This is a genomic window from Burkholderia sp. Bp9015, assembly GCF_003853505.1.
Taxonomy (GTDB): domain Bacteria; phylum Pseudomonadota; class Gammaproteobacteria; order Burkholderiales; family Burkholderiaceae; genus Burkholderia.
Genome location: NZ_QTPZ01000001.1, coordinates 154,644 through 180,531, shown reverse-complemented (window position 1 = coordinate 180,531; position 25,888 = coordinate 154,644). Strand labels below are relative to the sequence as shown.

The window sequence follows — 25,888 nt, the reverse complement described above, 5'->3', positions numbered from 1 at the left end:
TCCTCTGTCTCGGTCCGATTAAATAACTACAGTTGATTTGGATACCTTATTGATAGTGACAAACCGCTCTCGGAATTTGTGTTGTCGCGGCTAGTCACGCGCCTCCGTCACCGCAGATCTGTTGCTGCCGGACCGGACGACCGAATGGGTTCCGCTGCGAACGAGATCGAAAACGCAAACGGAAAACGCCCCAGCACGAAGCGCGCGGCAGTCTCGAGCCCGGGATTGCTCAGCTCGACCGAGACCGACATTCCGCCGGAATCACTGGTCGAGACGTCGACTGATGCGCCGGGCGCTCCGCCCTGGTCCAATGCCGCGCGGAGTGCGTCACTCGTCTCGCGGCGCTTGAGTTCGGGTTTGAATATCTTGCCGACGCCGGTGAGCGGGATCGCCTCGACGATTCGGACGTGCTTCGGCAGGGCGGCGCGTTCCGCGATCTCCTGCTGCATGAACACTTCCAGATCGTGTTCGCTAGCCGTCATGCCCGGCTTGAGCTGAACATACGCGACCGGCAGCTCGCCGGCATAGGCATCGGGGCGCCCGATCGCCGCTGCGATCTGGACTGCCGGGTGTCGATGCAGCGGTTCCTCGATCGTCGCCGGGTCGATATTGTGTCCGCCGCGGATGATCAACTCCTTCTTGCGGCCGGTCAGCCAGAAGTAACCGTCGATGTCGCAGCGGCCGAGGTCGCCCGTGTTGAGCCAGCGCTTGCCGTCGCCGAGATCGAGCCACAGGGCCTCGTTCTGGTCGGGACGCGTGTAGCCGGTGAACACGTTCGGCCCGGAGATGACGAGCAACCCCTCTTCGTTGGCTGCGCAGTCGCGCAGATACCGTCCCGCATCGTCCACGACGACCGCCTTCATCGCCTGGAAGGGGATGCGAAGCCCGATTGATCCCAGCCGACGCTCGCCGTTCGGCGGGTTGACGCTGCTCACGCACGTTCCTTCGGTCAGGCCGTAACCTTCGAGAATCCGGATGCCCGTTTTTTCCTGGAAGGACCTGAAGACGCCGACCGGCATCGGCGCGGCACCGCACAGGCCGTATTCGAGCGAGTCGATGACATGATCCTCGGAGGGAATGTCGAGCAGCGAAGCATAAAGCGTCGGGACGCCACTGAAGAAATTGATGTGGTGATGTTCGACGATTTCCCAGAAGCGTTTGACGACGCCGTCGCCCCGGTAACCCTGCGGTGTGCCGAGCACGACATGGGCACCGCGCGAGAATGGCAGGAGGCCGGTCACCATCGCGGCGTTGACGTGAAAGAGCGGCAAGCCGCAAAAAGTCGTTTTGCCGGGGCCGATACTGTCGCCGAAGAACCGGCCGGCGCTCCAGGCATTCGCCACTTCGTTGCCGTGACTGCGCATCGCGATTTTCGGCAACCCGGTGGTTCCACCGGTACAGAAGTAAGAGGACATGTCGCCGGGTCGAATGCGGCGCGCACTGTCGAGCGCCGTACCGGATTCCTGCGCGATTGCCGTACCGAAGTCGTGGATCTGGATGTGCGCAGGCACGGCGCTGCGCAAACCGCCAGCGCCGTACAACTGCGCACACGCGTCGTGCTGGAGCGTGCGTGCCGCCGACTGCGCCATGCCCCGCACGCGATCAGCCAGGTTGACCAGCACGAGATGCCGCAGCGGCTCGACCTCATGAAGGATGTCCGCGACCTTTTGCCAGAGATCGGTCCCGGGAAATGGCGCGAGCGTCACGAGCACGCTGGCGCCGGCGGCTTTGAGCAGCTGACCGATCGCTTCGCCTTCAAGCAGCGGATTGATCGCGCATACGATGCCGGTTGCCTGTCCGCCCCAGATCACGAAATGCGTTTCGGGAAGATTGGGCAGCACATAAGCGATCACCGACTGCGAATTCACACCGAGGCGCGCGAACATGTTGGCCGTGCGCGTGATGTCACGGACCAGCTCGCGATAGGTCCAGCACTCGGCGTCGCGGTGCGCGTCGGCGGTCATGAAAAAGGAGAGGGCGGGGGCGGACGGATCGATGGCCGCACCGGCGCAGATCATCTCGTACGTGCTGGCCGGAAGGTCCGGCGGAAGGCCCGGCGCTTCGATCGCCAGCACGTCGTCTTGGGTCGCGATGCCGTTCATGCTGCTTCGTCCACGATCTCGTTACGTTGCACGCCCAGGTCGATCGTTCCGTCGCGGCTCGCGATCCGGGCTTCGACGATGTCTCCGGCCTTCAGATACTGCGCTCGCCCCGCCTGCACCTTCATGAACATCTTCCATTTGACGGATTCGGGGAAAAGCGCGACGGCCCGCTGCTTGAGCGGCGACGGGATGCTGAGTGCGCAGCCGGCCGGCGTGCCGGTCGCGAGCAGGTCGCCGGCGTGAAGGTCGTGCACGCCCGACAACTCGGTCAACGTTTCCGCCGGACCGTAGACGAGGTTCGATGTCGAGTCCTGCTGGCGCACCGCGCCGTTGACGGTCAACGTCAGGTCGAGCGTCTTCAGCTTCGGGAAGTCATGCCGCTCGAGCAGGCACAGATAGGGGCCGACCGGGCCGAACGTCCGGAAGCTCTTGCCCTTGTAGAACTGCATCTGCGGGATCTGGACATCGCGCGCGGAATAGTCGTTGACGATCACGGTGCCGGCGACATAGTCGTGCAGGTTCGCGTCCGTGATCTGCTGATGAGACGTGATGTCGCGTTTGAGGATGAGGCCGAGCTCGATTTCGTAGTCGAGAAACCGGACGTGCCGGGGTTTCACGACTCGTGAGTCGGCGGCGACGATGCAACTCGTCGCCTTCGTGAAGATCATGTTGAATTTTTTCGCGTCCGGATCCATGCCGGATTCGATCATGTGCCGACGGTAATTCGCCCCCTGGCAAACGAACTGCTGGTTGGCGGTCACCGGTGGCAGCCACTCCACGTCCGACTCCGGAATCGTCGGTCCGTCGAGCGAGACGAGTCGTTCAACCGGATTCGCCGCGAGAAAGCTCGCGGTTGTCTCGAAGTCGCCGGGAATCGGCGTGACGGCGCCGTTGGCGACCACACCCCATTGGGCGCGGCCATGATGCCGGAAGTGCAGGACATGCAGTGACATGAATGATCTCTCGTGAGTCGAATGGGCGGTTGGGGATCAGGCGAACAGCTTCGCCAGGGTCAGCAGCTTGCTGACCGTCAGATCGGGGCTGCGGCGCAGGTTGCGGAACAGCGCCGCAAGGCTCGACGGCGTGAGCCGGGGCTTCGTGAAGCTGCGCGGCATCGTCGGGCCCCACTGCGCCATCGCTTCGCGACTGACCGCGTGCACGCCCGTCGGCTCGTCGGCCGTGAACAGGTCGCCGTCGCAATAGTGTTCGTGCTTGTCGCCCCACGGGTCCTGCCAATAGTCGAAGATCTGGCTGCCGAGAATGTGCCGGCCGATGCCCCACGCGTGTGCCCATCCGTTGTCGTGCAGCATGCGCTGGCCCATGCCGACGGCATCGGCGTCGACCAGTTCGTACGCGCTATGGCTATAAGTCGGCACGAACCCCTGGGCGAGCGCGAGCGTATGGTGGTCGGCCGGCCGGTCGCCGAGATCGAGCCGCATGAAGGCAACCGCGGGTGAGCCGTCCGGCAGCACCTGGACATCGCTGGGGATGAACCCGAAATGCCGCGTGTACCACGCGCAGGTTTCCTGGTAGTCGGCGAGCTCGAGCACGACGTGTCCGAGCCGAATGACCTCGGGCGCGCTCGCCGGCGGCCGCTGCGTTTCGTTGATCCGCAACGGCGTGTCGACCGAGTTGAATGAAAGCGCGGCACGGTGCGGCAACGTGTCGGCCCGGGTCTGGCCGGCAATCGCGTCGACCCGAAAACCCGAAGGATCGGCGAGCCGCACCCGGAGGCCGCCGCCTGGCCAATCCGATGCCTCGATCTCCGACGCGCCAGGGATTTTGGCGAGCGCCTCGAGATCGGCACGACTGTCGACCTGCAATCCGAAGCCTACGAAGCGGGCCTTCGGCGCGTGGCGAACGACATAACAGAAGTGTGCGCTGCCGGTTCCGCGCAGCAGCAATTGCGTGTCATCCCGCAGCACCGTTCGGAGACCGAAGTCGTTGAGAAAGTGCTCTGCTTCGTCGAGATCGGGGCGATCGAAGATCAGATAGGCGAGCGCCGATGCCTTCGTTGTGGGGTGCGGGTGGCGAGCCGGTTGTGTGGTGGTCAGTTTCATGGCGGATGACAATCAGGCAGGTCGAATGACAATCGCGAAGGCGGGCGCCGTCGCATCGAGGGGCTTGCCGCGCAACGGCGGGCATGCAATCTCACCGTCGCAGGACATCACTGGCCGGACCATGAATGTCGCGAGGTCGCTCGTCGATTTCGCATGGGAGCGGCGCGCCTCGCCGCCGGCGCCGTGACTGGCCGAAAAATGGCCCGATGCGGCGCCGACCGGCGTGAATCCTGCGATCAATACGCCGAGCATCGAAGGCAGCCCGCACTTCGGCGACGCGTGCGAGCTGTTGTGAATGGACGCGCTGGCGCCCGTGTGCATGTGTGTCTCCACCGTATCTCCATTCGTCGTTCGATCGGTTCTCGAGGCCGTGTTCTGCCGTCCTTGATGACATTAAAATCATAGATGATGACTTTGTCAATGTAGACATTTGAATCTATACTTGGGCACGAACAAGGATCGAAAACGTCATGACGAATACACCGAGCCGCCGGACACCAAAGCGCTCCGCTCCGGAAGCATCCAGTCCCGCGGTCGCCGAAGAGCGCGAGCCGCGTGGCGCGCGCCGCAAGCGGGAGACCCGTGCCCGCCTGCTGGATGCCGCCCTCAGGCTGATGGCCGAGAAGGGCATGGAAGGCGTTGCCATCAACGAAATCACCGAGGCCGCCGACGTCGGCTTCGGCTCGTTCTACAACCACTTCGAATCGAAGGAGGCGATCTACGCGACCCTCGTGGAATCGGTATTCGAGGAGTTCGCGGATTCGCTCGATCGCCTGGCCAGCGGCTTGTCCGACCCGGCGGAGATCATTTCCGTCTCGGTGCGACATACGCTGATGCGCGCGCGGCGCGAGCCGGTGTGGGGACACTTCCTGATACGCGAGGGCTTTTCGGCGCGCGTCCTGACGCTTGGCCTGGGTCAACGCCTGCTGCGGGACATGGAGCGCGGTATCGCCGAGAAACGCTTCGTGGTCGCCGACCCATTCGTCGGCTTCCTTTCGGTTGGCGGTACGGTGCTGACCGCGATTGCCGCCGAACTCAACTTCGTCGCTCCGGGCGCACCGGCTGCCGGTGTCCTGAAGGAACTCGGCTTCAACGGAGAGCATTTTCCGGAACGCACGGCGGCGACGCTGCTACATACGCTGGGGCTCAAGCGTGCGGAAGCCGAGAAGATCGCAAGCCGGCCGCTGCCCGTTGTGGATGCGGCCGAGACGGCGCAGTGACGTAATGGGGTGACGCAGGCGGCGGCCAAGCCACCCCGAGCGCTCGTGCGGTACCCGTCAGCTGACGGGGGGCGATGCGACGCCTGCGCTGTTCAGCCGGCGCTTGTCGAAGTGGAATAGCGCGCGGCGATGTCGTGGGCATCATTTCGGACGCAACCCACGCGGGCGTCGCATGAAAGACCTGCTTCGCGACTATCCCGCGAATACCGACGACTACCTCACACGCAGTTTCTTGCAGTGCCGGACGGTGACTACCGACGAGCGTATCGCTGTCTTTTGAGCGTTTTCCCGGATCTCGCCGTGGCAAGTCGGCGTTTGCCGGTCGTGCGCCTGGCGCGCGCTCCATCTCGCATCAAGCAGGACCTGCGAACCTGGCGACGATTGGCATCGCCGAATCGAGATGGCAACACGCTATACAGGGAAGGTCCTCGTCGTGCCGGACACAATGCACGTCGATCGCGCTCGACCGGCGCGTTACCAGGACTGAAGGCGTACCGCGAAACTCGTCGCCGACGGCTGAGGCCCGGCGATCGTCATCGAGCATGACGCTTCGTGCCGGACCGGGCATTCCCGAAACGGTCAGATCGCGGGCTGCGCCTGGGCCTGCATCCGTGCCTGTCCGCGTTCGAGCAGTGATGCAACGGGCGTTTCAATCGGCGGCAATGCCGTTTCGACCAACTTTTCCGCCTCGAGGTGCCCGACGCCCAGTGCGCGCAGAATTGCTGCGACCACGGGCTCCGGAACGACGTTTTGCGGGCCTTCGTTGGTGATTCTGAGGATCGTCGCGAGTGAGGTTCCGGCGATCACGTCGAGTGCGGTTCCGACGCCGACATCGCTGAAACGTCCCAGCGCCAGCCCCTGTTCGATGTGGGGTGGCAGGAACACGTAAATCAGGCTGCTCGGCCCCGCCGAATGCAGGCCGGCCGCGCAAATGAAGCGCGCCAGCAGCGGATACGCGCGCGCGGCGTGCAGGAACATGCGCACACCGCACGCGATGCGCAGCGCCGGATCCCCATAGCCGTGGACTTCCGTTTCGATCAGGCGCAGCAACTCGTCGTTCAGCTCCTGCGTCACTGCCGCGAGCAGATCCTCGTTGGTGCGGAAGTACTTGTAGAACGTGCCCTGTGATACGTCCGCGGCCGCAATGACGTCCTGGATGACGCTTGCGCCGACGCCTTTTTCCGCGAACACCAGCATCGCACTTTCGATCAGCCGGGCACGCATGCGCTCGCGACGCTCTGCCGCCACACGGGTCCGATGGTCAACGGTCGTTTCATTCATGGCGGAATTATAAGGCGACGCAGCAGGCGCTCCGAGACGCTAGGTGAAAACGAGAATATTGTCATGATGACAACTATCTCATTATTAACACCAAGCAAGTTCGATCAACCGTCTGGAGCGACCACGCCGTGAATGCCCCGTCCATGACTCACGCAATGATTCAACGTACCGTTCGGGTCGGTGCGCGGACCATTTCCTTTACCGAAGCAGGCGAGGGTCCGGTGGTGCTCATGCTCCACGGCGGCGGCCCCGGCGCTTCCGGCATGTCCAATTACGCCCGCAATGTCGGCGCGCTCGCATGCGTCCACCGGGTCGTCGTGCCCGACATGCCGGGCTACGGCAAATCGACGAAGGGGCTGGATCGCGGCGATCCGTTCGGCGACCTGGCGGCGAGCATGCTCGGCATGCTCGATGCGTTGCGCATCGAGCGCGCGCACGTCCTCGGCAACTCGCTCGGCGGGGCATGTGCGTTGCGCATGGCGATCGAGCGTCCGGCCGCGGTGGGACGCCTCGTGCTGATGGGGCCCGGCGGCGTGGACACGACGCGCGCATTGCCCACGCCCGGCCTCAAACGTCTGCTGAACTATTACAAGGGCGAAGGCCCGACACTGCAAAAGCTCGCGGCGTTCATCCGGGGCGACCTCGTCTACGACGGCAGCCTGGTATCCGATGCGACGCTCCAGGAGCGCTTTCAGTCCAGCATCGATCCGGAGGTCGTCGCCAGCCCGCCGTTGCTCGGGCCCAAAGGCATTCCGAATTTCAGGAATCTCGATTTCACGCGCGATCCGCGCCTGGCCGCCGTACAGAATCCGACGCTCGTGCTGTGGGGAACGGAGGACAAGGTCAATCGACCAAGCGGCGCACGCTCGCTGCAGCGGCGCATGCCGAACTGCGACGTGCACCTGTTCAGCAAGACCGGCCACTGGGTGCAGTGGGAGCGCGCCGACGAATTCAACGCGATGGTCGTGGCGTTTCTGGCCGAGGACCGCGTTGACGCGCGCGTCGTCCGCCGCGTCTGATCCGGAGCGCGTCGCCATGCCTACCATCGCCAGTTCGCCGGCCGCGCCCGACAGCTTGTTCGGTCGCGTGCATCTCGGCTATTTGCTGATCCAGTCCGTCCGCCTGGACGCATGGAGCACATTCGTTACCGAGGGGCTCGGGCTGCATGCGGATCGTCCGCTACGCACGGTGCTCGCGTGTCGGATCGATGCGCACCAGCGCCGATTGATTATCCACGAGGGGCAAGCGGAAGACGTCACCGCGATCGGCTGGCAACTGGCCGATGACGCGGCGTTGCAGCTCGTGCTCGCGCGGCTGTCCGCGCTCGGCATCGATGTCCGGCAGGGCAGCGCGAATGAAGCCGCGCTGCGAGGCGTGCAGCGATTCTGGTACTTCACCGGACCGAAGCGGCTGCGCACCGAGCTGTTCACCGATGCGGTGCTGAGCGATTCGCCATTGCAGATGAAGGCGAGCGGATTCGTGACCGGCGCATCCGGCCTGGGGCACGTCGCGATCACCACGCGTCGGCCGGAAGCGATGCAGGCGTTCTGGAAGAAGGTGTTCGACGCACGCTTGTCGGACGAGATCGAGGACAAGATCGACGGCCTGAATCTCGACTTCGCGTTTCTTCGACTGAACGAGCGCCACCATTCGCTTGCAACTGCGTCGACGCGCGGCATCCGTATGAATCCGCTGCGCACGCAGATCCACCACCTGAATCTTCAGTGCGTATCGCTGGACGACGTGACTCAGGCCTACTTGCGATGCCGGTCGATGGGATACCCGATCGCCAATGCGATCGGCCAGCATCCGAACGACCGCGAGCTGTCGTTCTACGTTCGGACACCGTCGGGCTTCGAGATCGAACTGGGCTGGAACCCGATCGTGGTGGACGAGCGCGCGTGGCGCACGACGACCTACCAGGGGATCAGCCTGTGGGGCCATCGCCCGGAGAACCTGACCTTGCGCGGCCGGCTGGGCCGTGCCCGGCGCGCGTTCGCATCGCTGCTGCATCCGGAATTCATCATCCAGGGAGACCAAACATGAACGCAGTGCATCAGGACGATGCGTGCGACGTCGCGATCGTGGGGCTCGGACCGACCGGCCTCGTGCTTGCGCACCTGCTCGGCCAGGCTGGCCATCGCGTCGTGGTGCTCGAGCGCGAGCCGGTGTTTTACGGCAATGCCCGCGCTGTTTATACCGACGACGAATGCATGCGGATCTTCCAGCATCTGGCGGTAGCCGACGAATTGCAGGCACGGATGATGATGGAAACGCCGGTGCAGCTCGTGCGCCCCGACGGCACGCCGATCACGCAATACATGCCGCGCAAGCGGCCGCTCGGCTGGCCGATCATCAACTTCTTCTACCAGCCGTATCTCGAAACGACGCTGTCGGACACGCTGTCGCGCTATCCGAACGTCACGATCCGGCGCGGGCGCGAAGTCGTCGATTTCTCGCAGGACGCCGACGGCGTCGGCATCGTGCACCAGGCCACGCGTGAAGCGCGCTTCAGCGATGCGACGGATGCACGCACGAGCATGAACAACGATCCCGACGTGCGGTCGTTGCGGGCGCGGTACATGGTCGGCGCGGACGGCGGGCGCAGCATCGTTCGCACGCGGCTCGGCATCGACATGGCCGGCAAGAGCTTTCCCGAGCCGTGGCTCGTCGTGGACATCGAGCGCAAGCCGGGTACCGACGCGCTGCGTCACCTGCCGTACTTCAATTTCGTCGTCGACCCGAAGCTGCCGGTCGTGAGCTGCGTTCAGCCCGACAAGTTCCACCGCTTCGAATTCATGCTGATGCCCGGTGAAACGAAAGAGAACATGGAACGGCCGGAGACGGTGCGCGCGTACCTGTCCCGGTTCGTCGATCCGGACCAGTTCGTCGTCAAGCGCAAGCTCGTCTATACGTTCAACGCGCTGATCGCGGCCAAATGGCGGGTCGGCCGCGTGCTGCTCGCGGGCGACGCGGCACACATGACGCCGCAGTTCATGGGGCAGGGGGCCAGTTCCGGTGTGCGCGATGCGTACAACCTCGGATGGAAGCTCGACCTCGTGCTGCGCGGCGCCGCCGACGACGCACTGCTGGACACCTATCAGTCAGAGCGCCACGCGCACGCCAAGGCGATGATCGACGTGTCCGTGCTGCTCAAGAACGTCGTGTCCGTGCGCAATCCGCTGGGCACGCTCGTGCGCGACACCTCGCTCGCGGTCATCCGGATGATCCCTCCGCTCAAGCGCTGGTTCCAGGAGGGGGGCTTCAAGCCGGCGCCGGTCTATAAAAAGAACGCGTACGTCGGCTTGCCGCGGCGGCGCCGCAACGGCCCGGAGGGCGCGCTCGCCCCGCAACCCGACGTGCGCCGGTTCGACGGCGCGAGGCAACGGATGGACGACGTGCTCGGGCGCGGGTTTTCGCTCGTCGGCCTGAACGTCGATCCCTCCCGGTATCTGGACGATGCGTCCGCCGAAGCGCTGCAGGCATTGTCGGTACGGTACGTCACGCTCTATCCGTACGGCGGGCGTCCGCAAGGGCTCGAAGGCGTCGAACGCGACAACCGCAACGGCGGCACGACCGAGGTCGAGGACATCGACGGCAACATGATCGCGTGGTTCGCGAAGGCCGGGTTTCGCGACAAGGCCGTGGCGATCCTGCGGCCGGACCGGTTCGTATTCGCCGTCGTACCCGTGACCGAACTCGAACGCGCCGTGGCGCGCCTGCGCGACCAGCTCGGTGTGCCGAACACCCGCAGCGGCACCCGCGCGGCCGTGCCGGCCGAGGCATCGTCGCTCGCCAGGGCCGCCTGAATTCCGACTCTCTCAATCCGCCGATCATGTGTCCATTGCCCGATAACTCCCGTATTCATGCCGCCGCCGACGCGCTGCGCGGTGCGCGCGCGACGCGCATCCCGATCGAACCGATTGCCGAGCGGTTCGGCATTGCCGGGGTCGCTGCCGCGTATGCGGTGGCCGAAACGAACACGGCGGCACGGATCGCCGCCGGCGCGCGCATCGTCGGCAGGAAAATCGGCTTGACGTCGCGCGCGGTGCAGCGGCAACTCGGTGTCGATCAGCCCGACTTCGGCGTGCTGTTCGACGACATGGCGCATCTCGACGGCGACGATGTGCCGATGAATCGCCTGCTGCAACCGAAGATCGAGGCCGAGATCGCATTCGTCGTCGGGCGCGATCTCGACGACGACGCGCCGAGCTATGGCCGCGTACTGTCATCGCTGGCCTATGCGCTGCCGGCGCTCGAGATCGTCGACAGCGCAATCGCCGATTGGCGGATCACGCTCGAGGACACCGTTGCCGACAACGCGTCGTGCGGCGCATACGTGCTCGGTCATCAGCCCATTGCACTCGGCCGGCTTTCGCTCGGCGAACTGGGAATGACGATGACGAAACAGGATGCAGTGGTATCGACGGGTGTCGGCGCCGCCTGTCTCGGCCATCCGTTGCGCGCGGTTTACTGGCTCGCCTGCACGATCGCGCGTCACGGACAGAGGCTGCGCGAGGGCGACGTGATCCTGTCCGGCGCGCTCGGCCCGATGGTGGCGGTGGCGAGCGGGGACGTCATTCGCGCGCAGATCGGCGCGCTCGGCAGCGTGCATTGCCGCCTGCGCGAAGGAGCGTCGCGATGAGCAGGAAACTCAAGGTCGGTATCGTCGGCAGCGGCAACATCGGCACGGATCTGATGATCAAGATCCTGCGGCACGGCGAACACATCGAGATGGGCGCGATGGTCGGCATCGACCCGGCGTCGGACGGGCTGCGGCGTGCGGCCCGGATGGGTGTCGCCACGACGCACGAAGGCGTCGAAGGGCTTGCGCGGATGCCTGGCTTCGACGACATCGACATCGTGTTCGACGCGACGTCGGCGTCGGCCCACGCGCACAACGATGCGCTCCTGCGTGCGCTCAAACCCGGCATCCGCATGGTCGACCTGACGCCGGCGGCTATCGGCCCGTACTGCGTACCGGTGGTGAACGGCGAGCGCCATCTGGATGCGCCCAACGTCAACATGGTGACGTGCGGAGGACAGGCGACGATCCCGATGATCGCGGCGGTGTCGCAGGTCGCCAACGTTCACTACGGCGAGATCGTCGCATCGATCTCGAGCAGGAGCGCAGGGCCGGGTACCCGCGCCAATATCGACGAATTCACCGAAACGACGGCGCGCGCGATCGAAACGGTCGGTGGCGCCGCGAGAGGCAAGGCCATCATCGTACTCAATCCGGCCGAGCCGCCGCTCATGATGCGCGATACGGTGTACGCCTTCAGCGATTTCGCCGACGAAGCACGCATAGAAGCCTCCGTCGCGCGAATGGTGGAAGCGGTGCAGTCGTACGTGCCGGGCTATCGCCTGAAACAGCGCGTGCAGTTCGATCGCATCGAATCCGATCGGCCGATCCGCATTCCGGGCGTCGGCGAACGCATGTCGGGCCTCAAGACTTCGATCTTCCTCGAAGTCGAGGGGGCGGCCCACTACCTGCCCGCCTACGCCGGCAACCTCGACATCATGACGAGCGCAGCCATGGCGATGGCCGAACGGGTCGCCGCCCGCATGCTGCGCGACGCAACGTGAGATTCCCGACCATGGACAAGAAGATTTACATCTCCGACGTGACATTGCGCGACGGCAGCCACGCGATTCGCCACCAGTACAGCATCGCGCAGGCGCGGCAAATCGCCATGGCGCTCGACGCTGCGCGGGTCGATTCGATCGAAGTCGCGCATGGCGACGGCCTGCAGGGCGGCAGCTTCAACTACGGTTTCGGCGCACACACGGATGTCGAATGGATCGAAGCGGTCGCCGGTGCCGTCACCCACGCGAAGGTCGCCACGCTCCTGCTGCCCGGTATCGGCACCGTGCACGATCTGCGCGCCGCGTACGACGCTGGCGCACGCATCGTGCGGGTCGCCACGCATTGCACGGAAGCCGACATTTCCCGCCAACACATCGAATCCGCGCGTGAGCTCGGCATGGAGGCCGTGGGCTTCCTGATGATGAGTCACATGCACACGCCCGTCGGGCTCGCCGAGCAGGCGAAGCAGATGGAAAGCTATGGCGCGACGTGCTGCTACGTCGTGGATTCCGGCGGCGCGATGAACATGAACGACGTGCGCGATCGCGTCCGCGCGTTCAAGGACGTGCTGAAACCGGAAACGGAGGTTGGCATTCACGCGCATCACAACCTGAGTCTCGGTGTGGCGAACTCGATCGTCGCCGTCGAGGAGGGCTGCGATCGCGTCGACGCGAGCCTGGCGGGGATGGGGGCCGGGGCTGGGAACGCGCCGCTCGAGGTATTCATCGCGGCGGCCGAGCGCCTTGGTTGGCGTCACGGTACGGATCTGTACCGGCTGATGGATGCGGCGGACGAAATCGTTCGGCCGCTGCAGGATCGCCCGGTGCGCGTCGACCGCGAAACGCTCGCGCTCGGTTATGCCGGGGTGTACTCCAGCTTCCTGCGCCATGCCGAACTGGCCGCCCGAAAGTATGGCCTCGGCACGGTCGATATCCTCGTCGAGCTGGGGCGACGCGGCATGGTGGGTGGGCAGGAAGACATGATCGTCGATGTTGCGCTGGATCTGTCGAACGCACGGGCCGCATCCGGGCATGCGACGTAGCGACCGATTCGTTTTGCGCGAAGACGCACCTGAATAATATTTTGCTATCCATATCAATGTTTCGCGCCGGAGCAGATCGTGCACCGAATCGACGTCCATCATCATTTCGTTCCGCCGGCCTATCGCGACGCAATGTCCAGGCATGGCATACATAAGGTCGCCAGCGCGGCGTTGCCGGAATGGCATGCGCAAGCGTCGCTCGACGTGATGAACGTGAACGGGATTCAGGCGGCACTGCTGTCGATCTCGGCGCCGGGCGTGTATTTCGGCGATGTCGAAGAGGCGCGCACGCTCGCACGTCAATGTAACGAATATTCGGCGCAGCTCTGCGATGCGTATCCCGGCCGCTTCGGTTCGTTCGCGGTTCTGCCGATGCCGTTTACCGAACTGGCCTGCGCGGAAGCCGTTCATGCGCTCGACGTGCTGAAGGCGGACGGCGTCGTGCTGCTCGGCAGTACGGAAGGAAAGTTTCTCGGCGCGCCGGAATTCGACGAATTGATGGCCGAACTCGATCGCCGGCAGGCCGTCGTGTTCGTGCATCCGAACCTGCATCGGACAAGCGAGGCGCTCGGGCTGGGTGCGCCGGGATTCCTGATCGAATTCCTGTGCGACACGACGCGCGCGGCGGTCAATCTGCTGCTGACGGGGACGCTGGCGCGTTACCCGAACATTCGCTGGATTCTCGCGCATGCGGGCGGATTCCTGCCTTACGTCGCGTGGCGCGTGTCGCTGGCCAACCTGATGCCGGAATACCTTGCTGCGGTACCGGACGGCGTGCTCACGACCATTCGTCGATTCCACTTCGACACGGCATTGTCGCCAGCCGCGTATCCGCAGGCCGCATTGCGCGAACTGGTCGAGCCGACGCAGATCCTCTTCGGCAGCGATTTCCCGTTCGCGCCGGCACCGGTCACCGCCATGCAGCGCGACACGCTCGAACGATCACCCGTTTGGGATACCGACGCGCGCGCCGGCATCGAGCGCGGCAACGCATTGCGCCTGTTCCCGCGTTTTGCCGGCGGCGCGGAGCGTGTCGCCGGTACGCCCTCGCCCGAGGACGGCCCGCTGGCGTCGCTCAGGCGTGCGGCTGCCGGCGCGGGCGTCCGGTTGATCGACCGGCTCAGAGACCGCTGAATCCCGTTTCGTCCGGAACCCTGGACGCGCATGCCGGGCGGATGACCTCCGTCCGGCGGCGACGCATGCCGCCGTTCCCCGGCGGCGCCATCCTGCACATCACAACAATCGGAGACACCATGAAGCATACGAGCGCGGCAATTCTTCTGTCGATCGCGGCGATGTCGTGCGCCCGCGCACAATCGGCCGGTCAGTGGGTCATGAACGCCGGATGGCTGCACATGGCGCCGCAGGATTCGAGCGAGCCGCTGACGGTCAACGCGCTCGGGCGCTCGGGCACGGTGGCGGGTAGCGGCGCGAGCGTGGCCGATACCGATACGTTCGCGCTGACGGCGACCTATTTCGTCACGGATCACGTCGCAGTCGAGACGATCCTGGGCATTCCGCCGAAATTGCATCTGAGCGGCACGGGCTCCCTGTCGTCGCTCGGCGAACTGGGGACGGCTCGCGCATGGAGCCCGGCGATTCTCGCGCAATATCATTTCGGCGAACCGTCGGCCCGGTTTCGGCCATACGTCGGCGCGGGCCTCACCTATGTATGGTTCAGGGACGTACAGCTGAGCGACAAGGTCGCGAGCGGCGCATTCCTGTATTCGCCGACGCTCGGCAATCGCCTGGAGGGCCCCACGTCGGTGGCGCTGAGCCATTCCTTTGCGCCGATCGTCAACGCCGGGCTCACGTACAACATCGATCCGCACTGGTCGGTCGGCGTGTCGGTCGCCTACGTGTGGCTGTCGACGAAAGCCGACCTGAGCACGCGATCCGCGGTCGGAACCGTGACCAGTTCGACGCGGATCAAGATCGATCCGATCACGACTTTCGTGTCGGTCGGGTATCGGTTCTGAACGGGATCAAGCGGCCGGCGCCCATTCGACAGCCAGCCTTTGCGGAAGGCCGGCGTCCGCCATTGTGCGGATAGTCGTTCGGGACGGTCGGATTGATGGACCGGGCGGCCGCCCGAACGGCGCGCATCACGGTGTCTTGCGTCGGCTCGTCATAACCTGAGTACTATGCACCGGCACGCATCAGCGCAACGCCGAGCACTGCCGCCCATTCGGCCGACGATGGCATGCGCTCCGAGGTGTCCGCCGCACCGCTTGCCGCAGCCGGCGGCGCCGGCTCGGCGTGCAGCCGGTCGACGATCTGCCGGATCCCGGCATCGCGCAGCGCGTACAGGTGCACCTCGACCCACAGCGGGAAACATTCCCAGCCGGCGGCGATGTCCGCGGAGCCGGCGGTGCGGGAGCCTCGGTGCTCATGCGTTGCCGGCCGCATTTTCGCCAGTAATTTCGGGCGGTCGCGACGCAGGATCTCGATCAACAGCTCGCGCTTGTGCCCGAAGTTCGCATAGAACGCGCCGCGCGTGTAACCCGCGCGCTCGACGATATGTTCGACAGTCGTGTCGGCGAAGCCCTTCGCGATGAAGCATTCGCGAGCGGCGGCGACGAGCCGCTCGCGAGTGTCGAGCCGGCGTTGCATGCGGGTCAGGCGGGCGGTTTTCATCCTGTGCTGTCCGTGCGGTGGAAATGATTGAAGTGGCGCAACGTCGCGCCGCGGGAAATGTCGCGTCGTCACGGCGCCGATTCAATCGTCGAGCGCGTCCGGCGCGCCGCGATCGACAGCAGGGTGCCCGAGTGCGCCCGCGCGGCAATCGGCCGGCGGCGCGGCGTGCGCGGCCGCCGCGCGAATGCCCGCGGCGATCCCGAGCGCGAGCGCATCGAGCGCGCGACGCTGCGCGTCGACGAGTGCTTCGTAGCCCGTCGACGCACCGGACCGAACGATGCTGCGGCACGTCAGTGCCGGCTGTCCGGACCCGGAACTCACACTCCATGTCGCATCGAGCAGCACGTGCGATGCCGGCCAGGATTCGATTCGCTGGACGTCCACCGCGACCCGGTAGACGGGCGCGCCGTCCGGGTGGGCGACGCGATGAACATCGATCGTGCCGAGCCGGGACGCGACGCGCGTCGACAGTCCGCCGCGCATCTCGTCGCCGAGCGGCGCGGCCCAGCGCTCCTGCTCCAGGATGTCGGTCCGATCGGGGCCGCGTTGCACGACGAGCCGGTTGCCGTCCGCAGGCGCCGCGACGTGCACGGCCTGGATGTCGATCAGCCAGGCGGGATGCGATGCGGCGGCCTCGGCACCCGCATCGTCCGCCACCGCGAGGGTATGGAAATGCACCGGCGGCGACGCGCACGCGCTCAGCACCGCGAGTGCGACGCACGTCGCGATGCGCGCCGGCATACGGAGACGACCAAACGAACGCGCTTTCATTGCCGGTCTCCCTTCTTGCCGAACAGCAGCGATTCGGGATGACGTTCCAGATAGTCCGCAAGCGCATTCAACGACTGCAGCGTTTGCGTGAGCGACTGCATCGCCTCATGAACGTCCGACTGCATCGGCGAATTCTGCCCCAACGTCGACTCTGCCGCGCTGAACGTGCGTTGCGCGGCGGCCAGCGTGTCGCGCGCCTGCGGCACGACCTGCTCATCGAGGTGACCGAACAACTGGTTCGCATGCGCGAGCGCGCCGTTCAGATTGTTGCCGATCCGGTCGAACGGCACCTGATCGAGCTTGCGCGCGATGTCGGCGATCTGCACCTGCAGTTCGTCGAGCGTGTTGGGCACGGTCGGCAGTTCCACCGGCGTGCGGCGCGCGTCGACGCTCGCGTGCGGCGCCTTCGGGAACATGTCGAGCGCCACATAGAGCTGACCGGTCAGCAGGCTGCCGGTACGCAACTGCCCGCGCAGCCCCTGGAGCACCAGGTGCTGGAGCAGTTCGTGGCCGCCGGCCGTATCGGGCGCGGGCAGCGCCGTATCGCTGTGTCGGCTCAGTCGCGACGGATACAGCGCCATCGCGACCTTCATGCTGAAGTTGCGCGTGTGTTCGTTGTACTCGATCCCGATGTTCGTGACCTGACCGAGCACGATGCCCCGCAGATCGACCGGCGCGCCGACCGACAGCCCGCGCAGCGACTGGTCGAAGCGCATGACGACCATCAGCGGCGTGCCGTCGGGGTCGCGCATCGCGTCGGCTTCGTCGGGGGCGAGCCGGAACGGCGTGTTGTCGGCTGCCTGCGGCGCGTCCGCTTGTCCGGGCGGCGACTGAAACGCGAGACCGCCGACGATCACGGTCGCCAGCGACTGCGTGTTGAGTTTCAGGCCGCTCGAATCGAGCCGAAGATCCACGCCGCTCGCGTGCCACCAGCGCGTATTGACGCTGACGTACTTGTCGTAGGGCGCTTTCACGAACGCCTGAACGTCGACGCCCGTACCGTCCTTGTCGAGCGAGAATCCTACGACCTGACCGACCTGCACATGCCGGTAGAACACCGGCGAGCCGATGTCGACCGAGCCCAGCGAGTCGCCGTGCAGCAGAAAGCGTCGGCCCTGCTGGTCCGCGGTGACAGCGGGCGGCGTCTCGAGACCGGTGAAATCGGTCTGCTTCTGCGGCGAGCGGCCGAGATCCGCGCCGATGAATGCGCCGGAGAGCAGCGTGCCGAGGCCGGAAATGCCGGTGGCACCGACGCGCGGTCGAACGACCCAGAAGCGCGTGTCGCGGTTCGCGAAGCGCGCGGCCTCGTGCGTCAGCTGAATGCCGACGACCACGCGCTTGAAGTCGGGCGTGAGCGTGATGGTCTGGACGGTGCCGATATCGACGTCCTTGTAGCGGACCTTGGTCTTGCCGGCTTCGAGGCCCTCGGCGTTGGCGAACGTGACCGTGATCGTCGGACCGTTGGCGGTGACGGTCCGGATCACGAGCGACAGCCCGATCAGCGCGCACACGAGCGGCACGATCCAGACGAGAGACGGGATCCAGCGGCTGCGCGGCCGGATCTCGGGTGGCGAAAAATCGAAAGAAGACATCGTTTTGGAATTCGAAATAAAGCGGGCGCTTGCGCCGGTTCAAGGTTGGTGATGGGCGGCGGCGGGGCGGGGCGCGCCGTCCCAGATGAGCCGCGGATCGAACTGCATCGACGCGCACATGGTCAGCACGACCACGGCGCCGAACGCGAGCGCGCCGGGGCCGGGCGTAATGTCGGCGAACGAGCCGAAATGCACGAGCGCGATCGTGAGCGCCACGACGAATACGTCGAGCATCGACCAGCGGCCCACGCGCTCGACCAGCCGATGCAGCCGGGCTCGTTCGAGCGGCCGCCATCGCACGCCGCGATGGGCGGCGATCGCCTGGAATGCGAGGGCCGCAAGCTTGAGCATCGGCACGAGCACACTCGCGATGAACACGATGACGGCGAGTGCCCAGTCGCCGGACGTCCAGAAGTACGCGACACCGCCGAGGATCGTGTCGTCCTCGGCCCGGCCGAGCGAGGTCGCGTGCATGACGGGCAACAGGTTCGCCGGGATATAGAGCAACGCAGCGGCAGCGACGAGCGCGCCCGTGCGCGCGATGCTGTGCGGACGGCGCGCGTGCAGCGGCGATCCGCAGCGCGTGCAGCGCTCGCCGCATGTGTGAGCCGGCTGCACGCGCGCGCAGAGGTGACAGGCGATCCATCCCGCGGCGCGGGCCGTCATGCCCGCCGATCCGCTGCTTTCCGCGGCCCGGGGCGCCGCATGTCGCGTCGTGTCGGGGCGGGGCGGTTTCGCACGCTCGGCATCGCCTGGCCGCAGTGCGACGAGTTCGTCGTGCGCTTCCCACAGTCGGGCCGGTTCGATCGTCGACAGCACGCAGAGCATCACGGTAAGCCCGGCGAACGCGAATAGCGCGGGCCCGGCAAGCACGTGTGCGAGGCTCGTCAGTTTGACGATCGTGATGAGCACGCCGAGCATCAGCACCTCGACCATGCTCCACGGCCGCAATCGGTGAATGCCGCGCAGCACTTGCGCGAAGTGGCGCGGTACGCGGCCCGCGCGCAACGGCGCGAGCAGGTACAGCCACGCGGCGAGCTCCAGTATCGGAAACAGCATCGTCGTGCAGAACACGAGCGCGGCCACCAGCGGCTGACCGTTCGACCATAGCGCGCGAACCGCGTCACCGAGCGTCGCATGCGACGCGATGCCGGCCGCATCGAGCGCGACGATCGGAAAGGCCTGCGCGACGCAACACGTCACCAGCGCGGCGACCGTCAATGCGCACAGCCGGTCGAGCGAGCGGCGGCCGTGCGCCGTACCGCTCACGCGAGCGTGGCATCTCGGGCAGTGCGCCGTGAGCGCGCGCAGGCGCGGCGGACGCTGAATCAGCAGGTCGCATTCGTGGCAGGCGACCAGGTTGTCGGATTTCATCGGGAATCAACCATGCGGGTAATGAAGGCCCGGCGCCGCGCGATGCACGTTACGCCGGGCATCGGGCTTCGAGACTGCGGACCGGTGCGGCTCGAAGGCGCGCAGCCGGTCCATCGACGCAAGCAGCGGCTATTGCCGGGCCGCGACCGTCGTGCCGGTGGCGGGCGGCAGTTCGCCCATTGCCTGCAGCAGCGCCGCGGTATCGGTCATCCGGCGGCTCGCGGCACGCACCGCATCGAGTTCCGCGTTCAGATAGAGCTGTTCGCTCGACCGTTGCGCGGACATCGGAACGGCACCCAATGTGCGGCGTTGCGCCGTTTCGTGGAAAGCCTCGCCTGCCGCGCGCGCCGCGAGTTCGTTCGCGGCCAGTCCTTGCGCGTCGTTGTCCAGCGCGGCGAGCGAATCGGCGACGTCGCCGAATGCGGACAGCACCGCCGCCTTGTACTGCAGCACCGCGGCGTCGTATGCATCGCGCGACGCCCGCCGGTGTGCCAGCAACGCACCGCCGTGGAAGATCGGCTGCGACAGCCCGGCGCCGACGGCCCACAGCCCGCCCGCGCCCGACAACAGCGCTGGCCAGCTGAAGCCGCCGCGCCCCATCGTCGCGGTGAGCGACAGGCTCGGGAACAACTGGGCGGTCGCCTCGCCGACGTCCGCCGATGCCGCCTTCACGGCTGCCGCGGCCGCGCGGATGTCCGGCCGTGCCTTCAGCAGGTCGGACGGCACGACCACGGGCACGTGTTCCGGCAGCGACAGTCCAGTGTAGGAGGGGACCGGCGGTGGCGCGTCGGGCGTGCGGCCCAGCAGGATCGCCAGCGAGTGAACCGCGCTCGCACGCTGCTGGCGCAGCGGCGGCAGCGTCGCGGCGAGCGACGCCGCGCCCTGCGTCGACGCCAGCGACTGCACGTGGGACACCGCGCCGAGCGCGTAACGTTGCTGGTCTTCGACTGCGGATGCCTCGGCAACGGCGACCAGGCGCTCCGTCAGCAGGATCTGGCGGTCGAGCGTCGCGGCGCGGATGGCGGTGCCGACGATGTTGGCCGCCAGCGCACGCCTTGCCGCTTCGAGTTCGCAACCGCGCACGTCGACGCGCGCGGCGCTCGCCTCGTTCGCATATCGCGTGGCGCCGAACAGGTCGAAGGTGTAATGCGCCTGCAGTTGCCCGACGAAGACGTTGTAGCGCAGGCTTTGCGCGCCCGCGCCGGAGATGTCGGGCGTGCGCGTGCGGGCCACCTGTGCGTTCGCGTCGATCGACGGCAGCGTCGACGCCCCGATCTGCGCGCGCAGCTCCTCCTGCGCGGCGGCGAGCGTCTTTTCCGCCGCGGCCAGAGTCGGGTTCGCGCGCAGGCCTTCGTCGACCAGCGCGTCGAGCGCGCTGGACCGGTACAGGCGCCACCATTGCGGCACGGGCGCGGCGCCGACGTCGAACTGCTGCGCGACGCCTGCCGCTTCGGCGGTGCGCGGCGCCTGAGGCGTCGCGCCGTAGTGCGCCGGCGACGGCATCGCGGGCGGCGTGCTGCTCGGGGCCATTGCACAGCCGCTCAGGCAGAGCGCCGCGCTCGCGGCGAGCACCGATGTGGTAAGGGGAAATTTCATCAGCATGTCTCCGAGGACGCGACGTCCATCGCGTGCGACTCGCGTTCGTCGCTGCGCACCTTGAAGCAGGTCGCGTAGAGGGCCGGCAGGAAGAAGATGGTCAGCACCGTCGCGATCGTGATGCCGCCCATCAGCGCGGTGGCCATCGGGCCGAAGAAGCCGGAACGCAACAGCGGAATCAGCGCGAGCACGGCGGCCGCGGCGGTCAGCATGATCGGCCGGAAGCGGCGCACGGTCGCGCCCACGATCGCGGTGAAGCGTGGCTGCCCGGCCGCGATGTCCTGGTCGATCTGGTCGACCAGGATCACCGAGTTGCGCATGATGATCCCGAACATCGCGATCACGCCGAGCAGCGCGACGAAGCCGAACGGCTTGCCGAACAGCAGCAGCGCCGCGACCACGCCGATCAGGCCGAGCGGGGCCGTCAGCACGACGATGAAGGTGCGCGAGAAGCGCTTGAGCTGGATCATCAGCAGCGTCAGCACCGCGATGATCATGAGCGGCATCTGCGCGTTGATCGACGTCTGGCCCTTCATGCTCTCCTCGGCTGCACCGCCGACCTCGATCCGGTAACCGGTCGGCAGCGTGGCGCGCAGCGTCGCCAGGGTGCCGTCGATGGCGCGCGTCACGCCGATGCTCGGCGCTTCGCCACGAACGTCGGCCTGCACCGTGACGGTCGGCTGGCGGTCGCGTTCCCAGATCACGCCGTATTCGAGCGTGTCGCGCACGTGGCCGATCGTGCCGAGCGGCACGGGGCCGTGCGGCGTCGGGATCGCCAGGCCGGCGAGCTGCGACGGGTCGATCCGTTCGCGCTTCGGCGCACGCAGGTCGACGTCGATCAGCTTGTCGCGTTCGCGATACTGGGTGACCGTATAGCCGGACAGCGTCATCGCGAGGAAACTCGACACGTCTTCCGACGTCACGCCGAGCTGGCGTGCCTTCAGTTGATCGATTTCGAACGACACCGATCGCTCCGCCGGCTCGTCCCAGTCGAACTGCACGTTGCGCGTGCGGGCATCGGCGCGCATCTTGTCCGCCACTTTTTCGGCAATGCCGCGAACGGTCGCGATGTCGTCGCCGCTCACGCGGAACTTGATCGGAAAGCCGACGGGCGGCCCGTTCTCGAGGCGCGCGACGCGCGTGCGCACGGTCGGGAAGCGGCTTGCCAGCGTCGACTCGAGCCAATGCGACAAGCGGTCGCGCGATTCGACGTCCTTGGCCGTGATCACGAACTGCGCGAAGTTCGGCTGCTGGAGCTGCTGGTCGAGCGGCAGGTAGAAGCGCGGCGCACCGGTGCCGACGAAATCGACGACGTGATCGATTTCAGGCCGACCGTCGAGCACCTTCTCGAGCCGCGTGGCCTCACGCAGTGTCGCGTCGAACGAAGCGCCTTCCGGCAGGCGCAGGTCGACCAGCAGTTCGGGGCGCTCCGAGTTCGGGAAAAATTGCTGTGGCACGCGCGTGAATGCCGCCATCGCGATCGCGAACAGCACGGCCGTTACGCCCAGCACCACCCAGCGGCGCTCGATGCACGCCGAGATCCATCCGGACAGCCGCCGGTAAAAGCCCGTTTCATAAACGTCCTGCCCATGTGCATGAGCGTCGTGATGCTGCTGCTCGGGAAGCATGTGGTAGCCGAGCAGCGGCACCAGCACGACGGCCGCGAACCACGACACGATCAGCGAGATCGCGGACACCTCGAAGATCGACCGCGTGTATTCGCCGGTGCTCGATTTCGCGAGCGCGATCGGCAGGAAGCCGGATACCGTGACGAGCGTGCCGGTCAGCATCGGGAACGCCGTGCTCGTGTAGGCGAAGGCCGCCGCGCGCGCGCGGCTCCAACCCTGCTCGAGCTTCACCGCCATCATTTCGACGGCGATGATCGCATCGTCCACCAGCAGCCCCAGCGCGAGCACCAGCGTGCCGAGCGACACCTTGTCGAGGCCGATGCCGAACACGTGCATGCACAGTGCCGTCACGGCGAGCACGATCGGAATCGTGATGACGACGACCATGCCGGTGCGCAGGCCCAGCGACACGAGGCTGACGACGAGCACGATCGCGACGGCTTCGCCGACCGCTTCGACGAAATCGTCCACCGAGTGCTTGACGGCATGCGGCATGCTCGACACCGCGGCCAGCTTCAGTCCGGCCGGCAAGCCGGCCCGGAGCTCGGCTGCCTTCGCGTCGAGCGCCTTGCCGAGGTCGATCACGTCACCGCCTTTTTGCATCGTGACGCCGATGCCGAGCACCGCGTGACCGTTCGTACGCATCTGCGTGACGGGCGGATCGTCGTAGCCGCGCGTGACCTTCGCGACGTCGCCGAGCCGGAACGTCCGGCCGTTCACCGTGATCAGCATGTCGGCGAGCGCCTGCGTGTCCTTGAACGCACCGCTCGGCCGCACGAATACGCGGTCGTCCGATGTCGTGATCGTGCCGACCGGTGCGACGGCGTTTTGCGCGTCGATGGCCTGCGCGAGCTGCTGCGGCGTGATCGCGAGCCGCGTCAGTTGCGCGTTCGAGATCTCGACGAATACGTGCTGGGCGGGGTCGCCGAAGTAGTCGACTTTCGCGACACCCGGCACGCGCAACAGCACGGTGCGCAGCTTGTCCGCGTAATCGTGCAGTTGCGCGGGCGAGTAGCCGTCGCCTTCGAGCGCATAGATGTTGGTATAGACGTCGCCGAATTCGTCGTTGAAGAACGGGCCGACAGTGCCCTTCGGCAGCGTCGCCCGGATGTCGCCGACCTTCTTGCGCACCTGATACCAGGTTTCCGGCACCTGGTCGACCGGCGCCGAATCCTTCATCGCAAAGAAGATCATCGACTCGCCGGGGCGCGAATAGCTCTTGATGTTATCGACGTAAGGCGCGGCCTGGAGCTGGCGGCCGATCCGGTCCGTGACCTGTTCCTGCACTTCGCGCGCCGTGGCGCCCGGCCAATAGGTCTGGATCACCATGGTTCGGAACGTGAACGGCGGATCCTCCGATTGCGCGAGGCGCGTATAGCCGATCATGCCGAAGATCGTCGCGAGGCCGATCAGGAAGATCACCAGTTGCTGATGCTTCAGCGCCCATGCCGACAGATTGAAACCGCCGTCGTCGCGCGACGCGGCACCGCTTTGTGCGCCGAGCGCACCGTCCGTCGAGGACCGGTGTTCTGGACCGTTCATGATGCGAAGTCCTCCGCATGCAGCGGCGGCACCACGCGCACGTGCTGGCCGGTACTCACCGTATGGACGCCTTGCATCACGACACGCTCGTTTTCCGCGAGGCCGGACGTGACCGTGACCGTACGCTCGTCGTAGCGTCCGACCGTTACCGGGCGCAGTTCCAGCGTGTCGCTGCCTTTGCGAATGACCCAGACCGCCGGCGCTTCGCCGCGATGGAAGAGTGCGGTGGCCGGCAGCGTGATCGCGTGGTCCACGGCGGTGTCGGCGGCGCCGTCGAACGAGATGCTGGCGGTCATCCCGGAGCGGACGTCCGGCCCCGGCGCGACCAGCGTCAGCTTCACGCGCCAGGTGCGGCTTTGCGGATCAGCGGCCGCCGCGACTTCGCGCACGCGTGCGTCGAGCACCTTGCCCGGCAGTGCCGTCAGGCTGACGTGCGCGGTGCGGCCGACCGCGAGATCGCGCAGATCGCGCTCCGCGACGTCGCAGACGATGTCGAGGTCGCCGCTCCAGTCCAGATGAAACACCGCCTGGCCGGGCTCGACGTTCTGCCCGGTATCGGCATCCTCCGACGTGATGACGCCGTCGTGATCCGCGACCAGCGTCGCGTAGCGCAGGTGATCGCCCGCGAGCGCCATTTGCGCGAGCGCGGAATCGCGTTGCGCGACCGCCGATGCATACGCGTCCTGCGTTGTCTCGAGCTGCGCGGGCGCGATCAGGTTGGCCTGAGCCTGCGCGCGGTCGCGATCCAGTTGCTGCTTCGCATAGGCGAGGCGATGCTCGGCGGCATCGAGCTGCGCGCGCGCGTTCAGCAACGTGTTGTGCAGATCGGCCGGATCGAGCATCGCGAGGGTCTGGCCGGCCTTGACGGTGTCGCCGATTCGCACGCGCCGCTCGACGATCTTGCCGCCGACCCGGAACGACAGCGGCGTCGAATATCGCGCCTGAACCTGCGCGGGCAGCACGCGCTGTACGGCGCCATTGTCCGCATGAACCGGCAGCGCGACCACCGGTTGCAGTTCGGGCACCGGGGCCTCGTGCGAGTGGCAAGCCGCGAGAAGAATCGCACAGCAGGCGAATGCGATCGGGGCGCGCCGAAGCGGTGGCGCGATGCGTGTCAGAAACGGGCGCGTTGAAGTCCGCGCGTCAAGTCCGGGTGATTTCACGATGTTTCCAAGACAAGTGAGGGTCAAACTAAAAATGATTCGGCGACCACGGCAGGTCACCCCGGTTTATGCAGGCGCGCGCGGGCGTCTCCGCCGACGGTGCGCATGACGATCAATCAGTACTCCGATGTTCGAGGTGCAGATCGTTCCGATTGCCGACATGACACGGCTTGCGCACGACGATCGCCGCCGAGTGTGCCGACGGGGCCGCCTGCGCGTCACCGACGCTCGCTGGCGTGGGTCCGGAACGGTGTCCGGACAGGAACCGGTTCTGCTATTTTCGAGATTAG

At 66.3% G+C, this 25,888-nt stretch carries 22 protein-coding genes; 9 read left to right on the top strand and 13 right to left on the bottom strand.

Features of this window, described 5'->3' with window-relative positions; all coding sequences use genetic code 11:
- Positions 1 to 107: 107 nt before the first annotated feature.
- The 4 genes from DIE12_RS00775 to DIE12_RS00760 are packed head-to-tail and all read right to left on the bottom strand — an operon-like array spanning position 108 to position 4,483.
- The gene (locus DIE12_RS00775; RefSeq protein ID WP_124519456.1) at positions 108 to 2,102 is read right to left on the bottom strand and encodes an acyl-CoA synthetase; all 1,995 of its coding nucleotides are present in this window, start codon (positions 2,100 to 2,102) and stop codon (positions 108 to 110) included.
- Positions 2,099 to 3,055: a fumarylacetoacetate hydrolase family protein gene (locus tag DIE12_RS00770; protein WP_124484821.1), complete on the bottom strand. Its 957-nt coding sequence runs from the start codon at positions 3,053 to 3,055 to the stop codon at positions 2,099 to 2,101. Before DIE12_RS00770 ends, DIE12_RS00775 begins: the two co-directional genes overlap by 4 nt.
- A gap of 36 nt (positions 3,056 to 3,091) precedes the next feature.
- Positions 3,092 to 4,162: a 2,4,5-trihydroxytoluene oxygenase gene (locus DIE12_RS00765; protein ID WP_124519455.1), complete on the bottom strand. Its 1,071-nt coding sequence runs from the start codon at positions 4,160 to 4,162 to the stop codon at positions 3,092 to 3,094.
- A 12-nt stretch (positions 4,163 to 4,174) separates the two neighbouring features.
- On the bottom strand, positions 4,175 to 4,483 hold the full coding sequence (locus tag DIE12_RS00760; RefSeq protein WP_124519454.1) for a hypothetical protein: 309 nt from the start codon (positions 4,481 to 4,483) through the stop codon (positions 4,175 to 4,177).
- 149 nt (positions 4,484 to 4,632) lie between these two features.
- On the opposite strand from DIE12_RS00760, the gene DIE12_RS00755 reads away from it, so the two are divergent.
- Complete coding sequence (locus tag DIE12_RS00755; protein WP_124484818.1) at positions 4,633 to 5,382, top strand: TetR/AcrR family transcriptional regulator; 750 nt, start codon at positions 4,633 to 4,635, stop codon at positions 5,380 to 5,382.
- 213 nt (positions 5,383 to 5,595) lie between these two features.
- Here the strand turns inward: DIE12_RS00755 and DIE12_RS38990 are convergent, their stop codons facing one another.
- Both DIE12_RS38990 and DIE12_RS00745 read right to left on the bottom strand, forming a co-directional pair.
- Entirely contained in the window at positions 5,596 to 5,784 is a 189-nt protein-coding gene (locus tag DIE12_RS38990; protein ID WP_124485069.1) for an ABC-type transport auxiliary lipoprotein family protein, read from the bottom strand.
- 177 nt (positions 5,785 to 5,961) lie between these two features.
- The gene (locus tag DIE12_RS00745; protein ID WP_124519453.1) at positions 5,962 to 6,663 is read right to left on the bottom strand and encodes a TetR/AcrR family transcriptional regulator; all 702 of its coding nucleotides are present in this window, start codon (positions 6,661 to 6,663) and stop codon (positions 5,962 to 5,964) included.
- 128 nt (positions 6,664 to 6,791) lie between these two features.
- Here DIE12_RS00745 and DIE12_RS00740 point away from each other — a divergent pair, with 128 nt between their 5' ends.
- From DIE12_RS00740 to DIE12_RS00705, 8 genes are all read left to right on the top strand, one after another.
- Positions 6,792 to 7,682, top strand: a complete 891-nt coding sequence (locus DIE12_RS00740) for an alpha/beta fold hydrolase (protein WP_260428993.1) — start codon at positions 6,792 to 6,794, stop codon at positions 7,680 to 7,682.
- A 16-nt stretch (positions 7,683 to 7,698) separates the two neighbouring features.
- Complete coding sequence (locus DIE12_RS00735) at positions 7,699 to 8,709, top strand: VOC family protein (protein ID WP_124519452.1); 1,011 nt, start codon at positions 7,699 to 7,701, stop codon at positions 8,707 to 8,709.
- Positions 8,706 to 10,472 (top strand): bifunctional 3-(3-hydroxy-phenyl)propionate/3-hydroxycinnamic acid hydroxylase, encoded by a 1,767-nt coding sequence (locus DIE12_RS00730; RefSeq protein WP_124519451.1) that lies wholly within the window; start codon positions 8,706 to 8,708, stop codon positions 10,470 to 10,472. Before DIE12_RS00735 ends, DIE12_RS00730 begins: the two co-directional genes overlap by 4 nt.
- A gap of 35 nt (positions 10,473 to 10,507) precedes the next feature.
- Entirely contained in the window at positions 10,508 to 11,308 is an 801-nt protein-coding gene (locus DIE12_RS00725; RefSeq protein ID WP_260428992.1) for a 2-keto-4-pentenoate hydratase, read from the top strand.
- A complete protein-coding gene (locus DIE12_RS00720; RefSeq protein ID WP_124519449.1) occupies positions 11,305 to 12,252 on the top strand; it encodes an acetaldehyde dehydrogenase (acetylating) in 948 nt (315 codons plus the stop codon). Before DIE12_RS00725 ends, DIE12_RS00720 begins: the two co-directional genes overlap by 4 nt.
- 11 nt (positions 12,253 to 12,263) lie before the next feature.
- A complete protein-coding gene (dmpG, locus tag DIE12_RS00715; RefSeq protein ID WP_124519448.1) occupies positions 12,264 to 13,295 on the top strand; it encodes a 4-hydroxy-2-oxovalerate aldolase in 1,032 nt (343 codons plus the stop codon).
- Positions 13,296 to 13,373: 78 nt separating this feature from the next.
- Positions 13,374 to 14,429, top strand: a complete 1,056-nt coding sequence (locus tag DIE12_RS00710; protein ID WP_124519447.1) for an amidohydrolase family protein — start codon at positions 13,374 to 13,376, stop codon at positions 14,427 to 14,429.
- 119 nt (positions 14,430 to 14,548) lie between these two features.
- Positions 14,549 to 15,274, top strand: coding sequence for an OmpW family protein (locus tag DIE12_RS00705; RefSeq protein WP_124519446.1), 726 nt, complete (start codon positions 14,549 to 14,551; stop codon positions 15,272 to 15,274).
- A gap of 163 nt (positions 15,275 to 15,437) precedes the next feature.
- Here the strand turns inward: DIE12_RS00705 and DIE12_RS00700 are convergent, their stop codons facing one another.
- From DIE12_RS00700 to DIE12_RS00670, 7 genes are all read right to left on the bottom strand, one after another.
- Positions 15,438 to 15,932, bottom strand: a complete 495-nt coding sequence (locus tag DIE12_RS00700) for a TetR/AcrR family transcriptional regulator (RefSeq protein ID WP_124519445.1) — start codon at positions 15,930 to 15,932, stop codon at positions 15,438 to 15,440.
- Between the two features lie 81 nt (positions 15,933 to 16,013).
- Positions 16,014 to 16,703, bottom strand: coding sequence for a membrane integrity-associated transporter subunit PqiC (locus tag DIE12_RS00695; RefSeq protein WP_124519444.1), 690 nt, complete (start codon positions 16,701 to 16,703; stop codon positions 16,014 to 16,016).
- Positions 16,700 to 18,295 (bottom strand): intermembrane transport protein PqiB, encoded by a 1,596-nt coding sequence (locus DIE12_RS00690; RefSeq protein ID WP_124519443.1) that lies wholly within the window; start codon positions 18,293 to 18,295, stop codon positions 16,700 to 16,702. Before DIE12_RS00690 ends, DIE12_RS00695 begins: the two co-directional genes overlap by 4 nt.
- Positions 18,296 to 18,334: 39 nt before the next feature.
- Positions 18,335 to 19,669 (bottom strand): paraquat-inducible protein A, encoded by a 1,335-nt coding sequence (locus DIE12_RS00685; RefSeq protein WP_124519442.1) that lies wholly within the window; start codon positions 19,667 to 19,669, stop codon positions 18,335 to 18,337.
- A 129-nt stretch (positions 19,670 to 19,798) separates the two neighbouring features.
- Complete coding sequence (locus tag DIE12_RS00680; protein WP_185500286.1) at positions 19,799 to 21,265, bottom strand: efflux transporter outer membrane subunit; 1,467 nt, start codon at positions 21,263 to 21,265, stop codon at positions 19,799 to 19,801.
- Complete coding sequence (locus tag DIE12_RS00675) at positions 21,265 to 24,435, bottom strand: efflux RND transporter permease subunit (protein ID WP_124519440.1); 3,171 nt, start codon at positions 24,433 to 24,435, stop codon at positions 21,265 to 21,267. Before DIE12_RS00675 ends, DIE12_RS00680 begins: the two co-directional genes overlap by 1 nt.
- A complete protein-coding gene (locus DIE12_RS00670) occupies positions 24,432 to 25,598 on the bottom strand; it encodes an efflux RND transporter periplasmic adaptor subunit (RefSeq protein ID WP_124519439.1) in 1,167 nt (388 codons plus the stop codon). Before DIE12_RS00670 ends, DIE12_RS00675 begins: the two co-directional genes overlap by 4 nt.
- Positions 25,599 to 25,888: the final 290 nt, after the last annotated feature.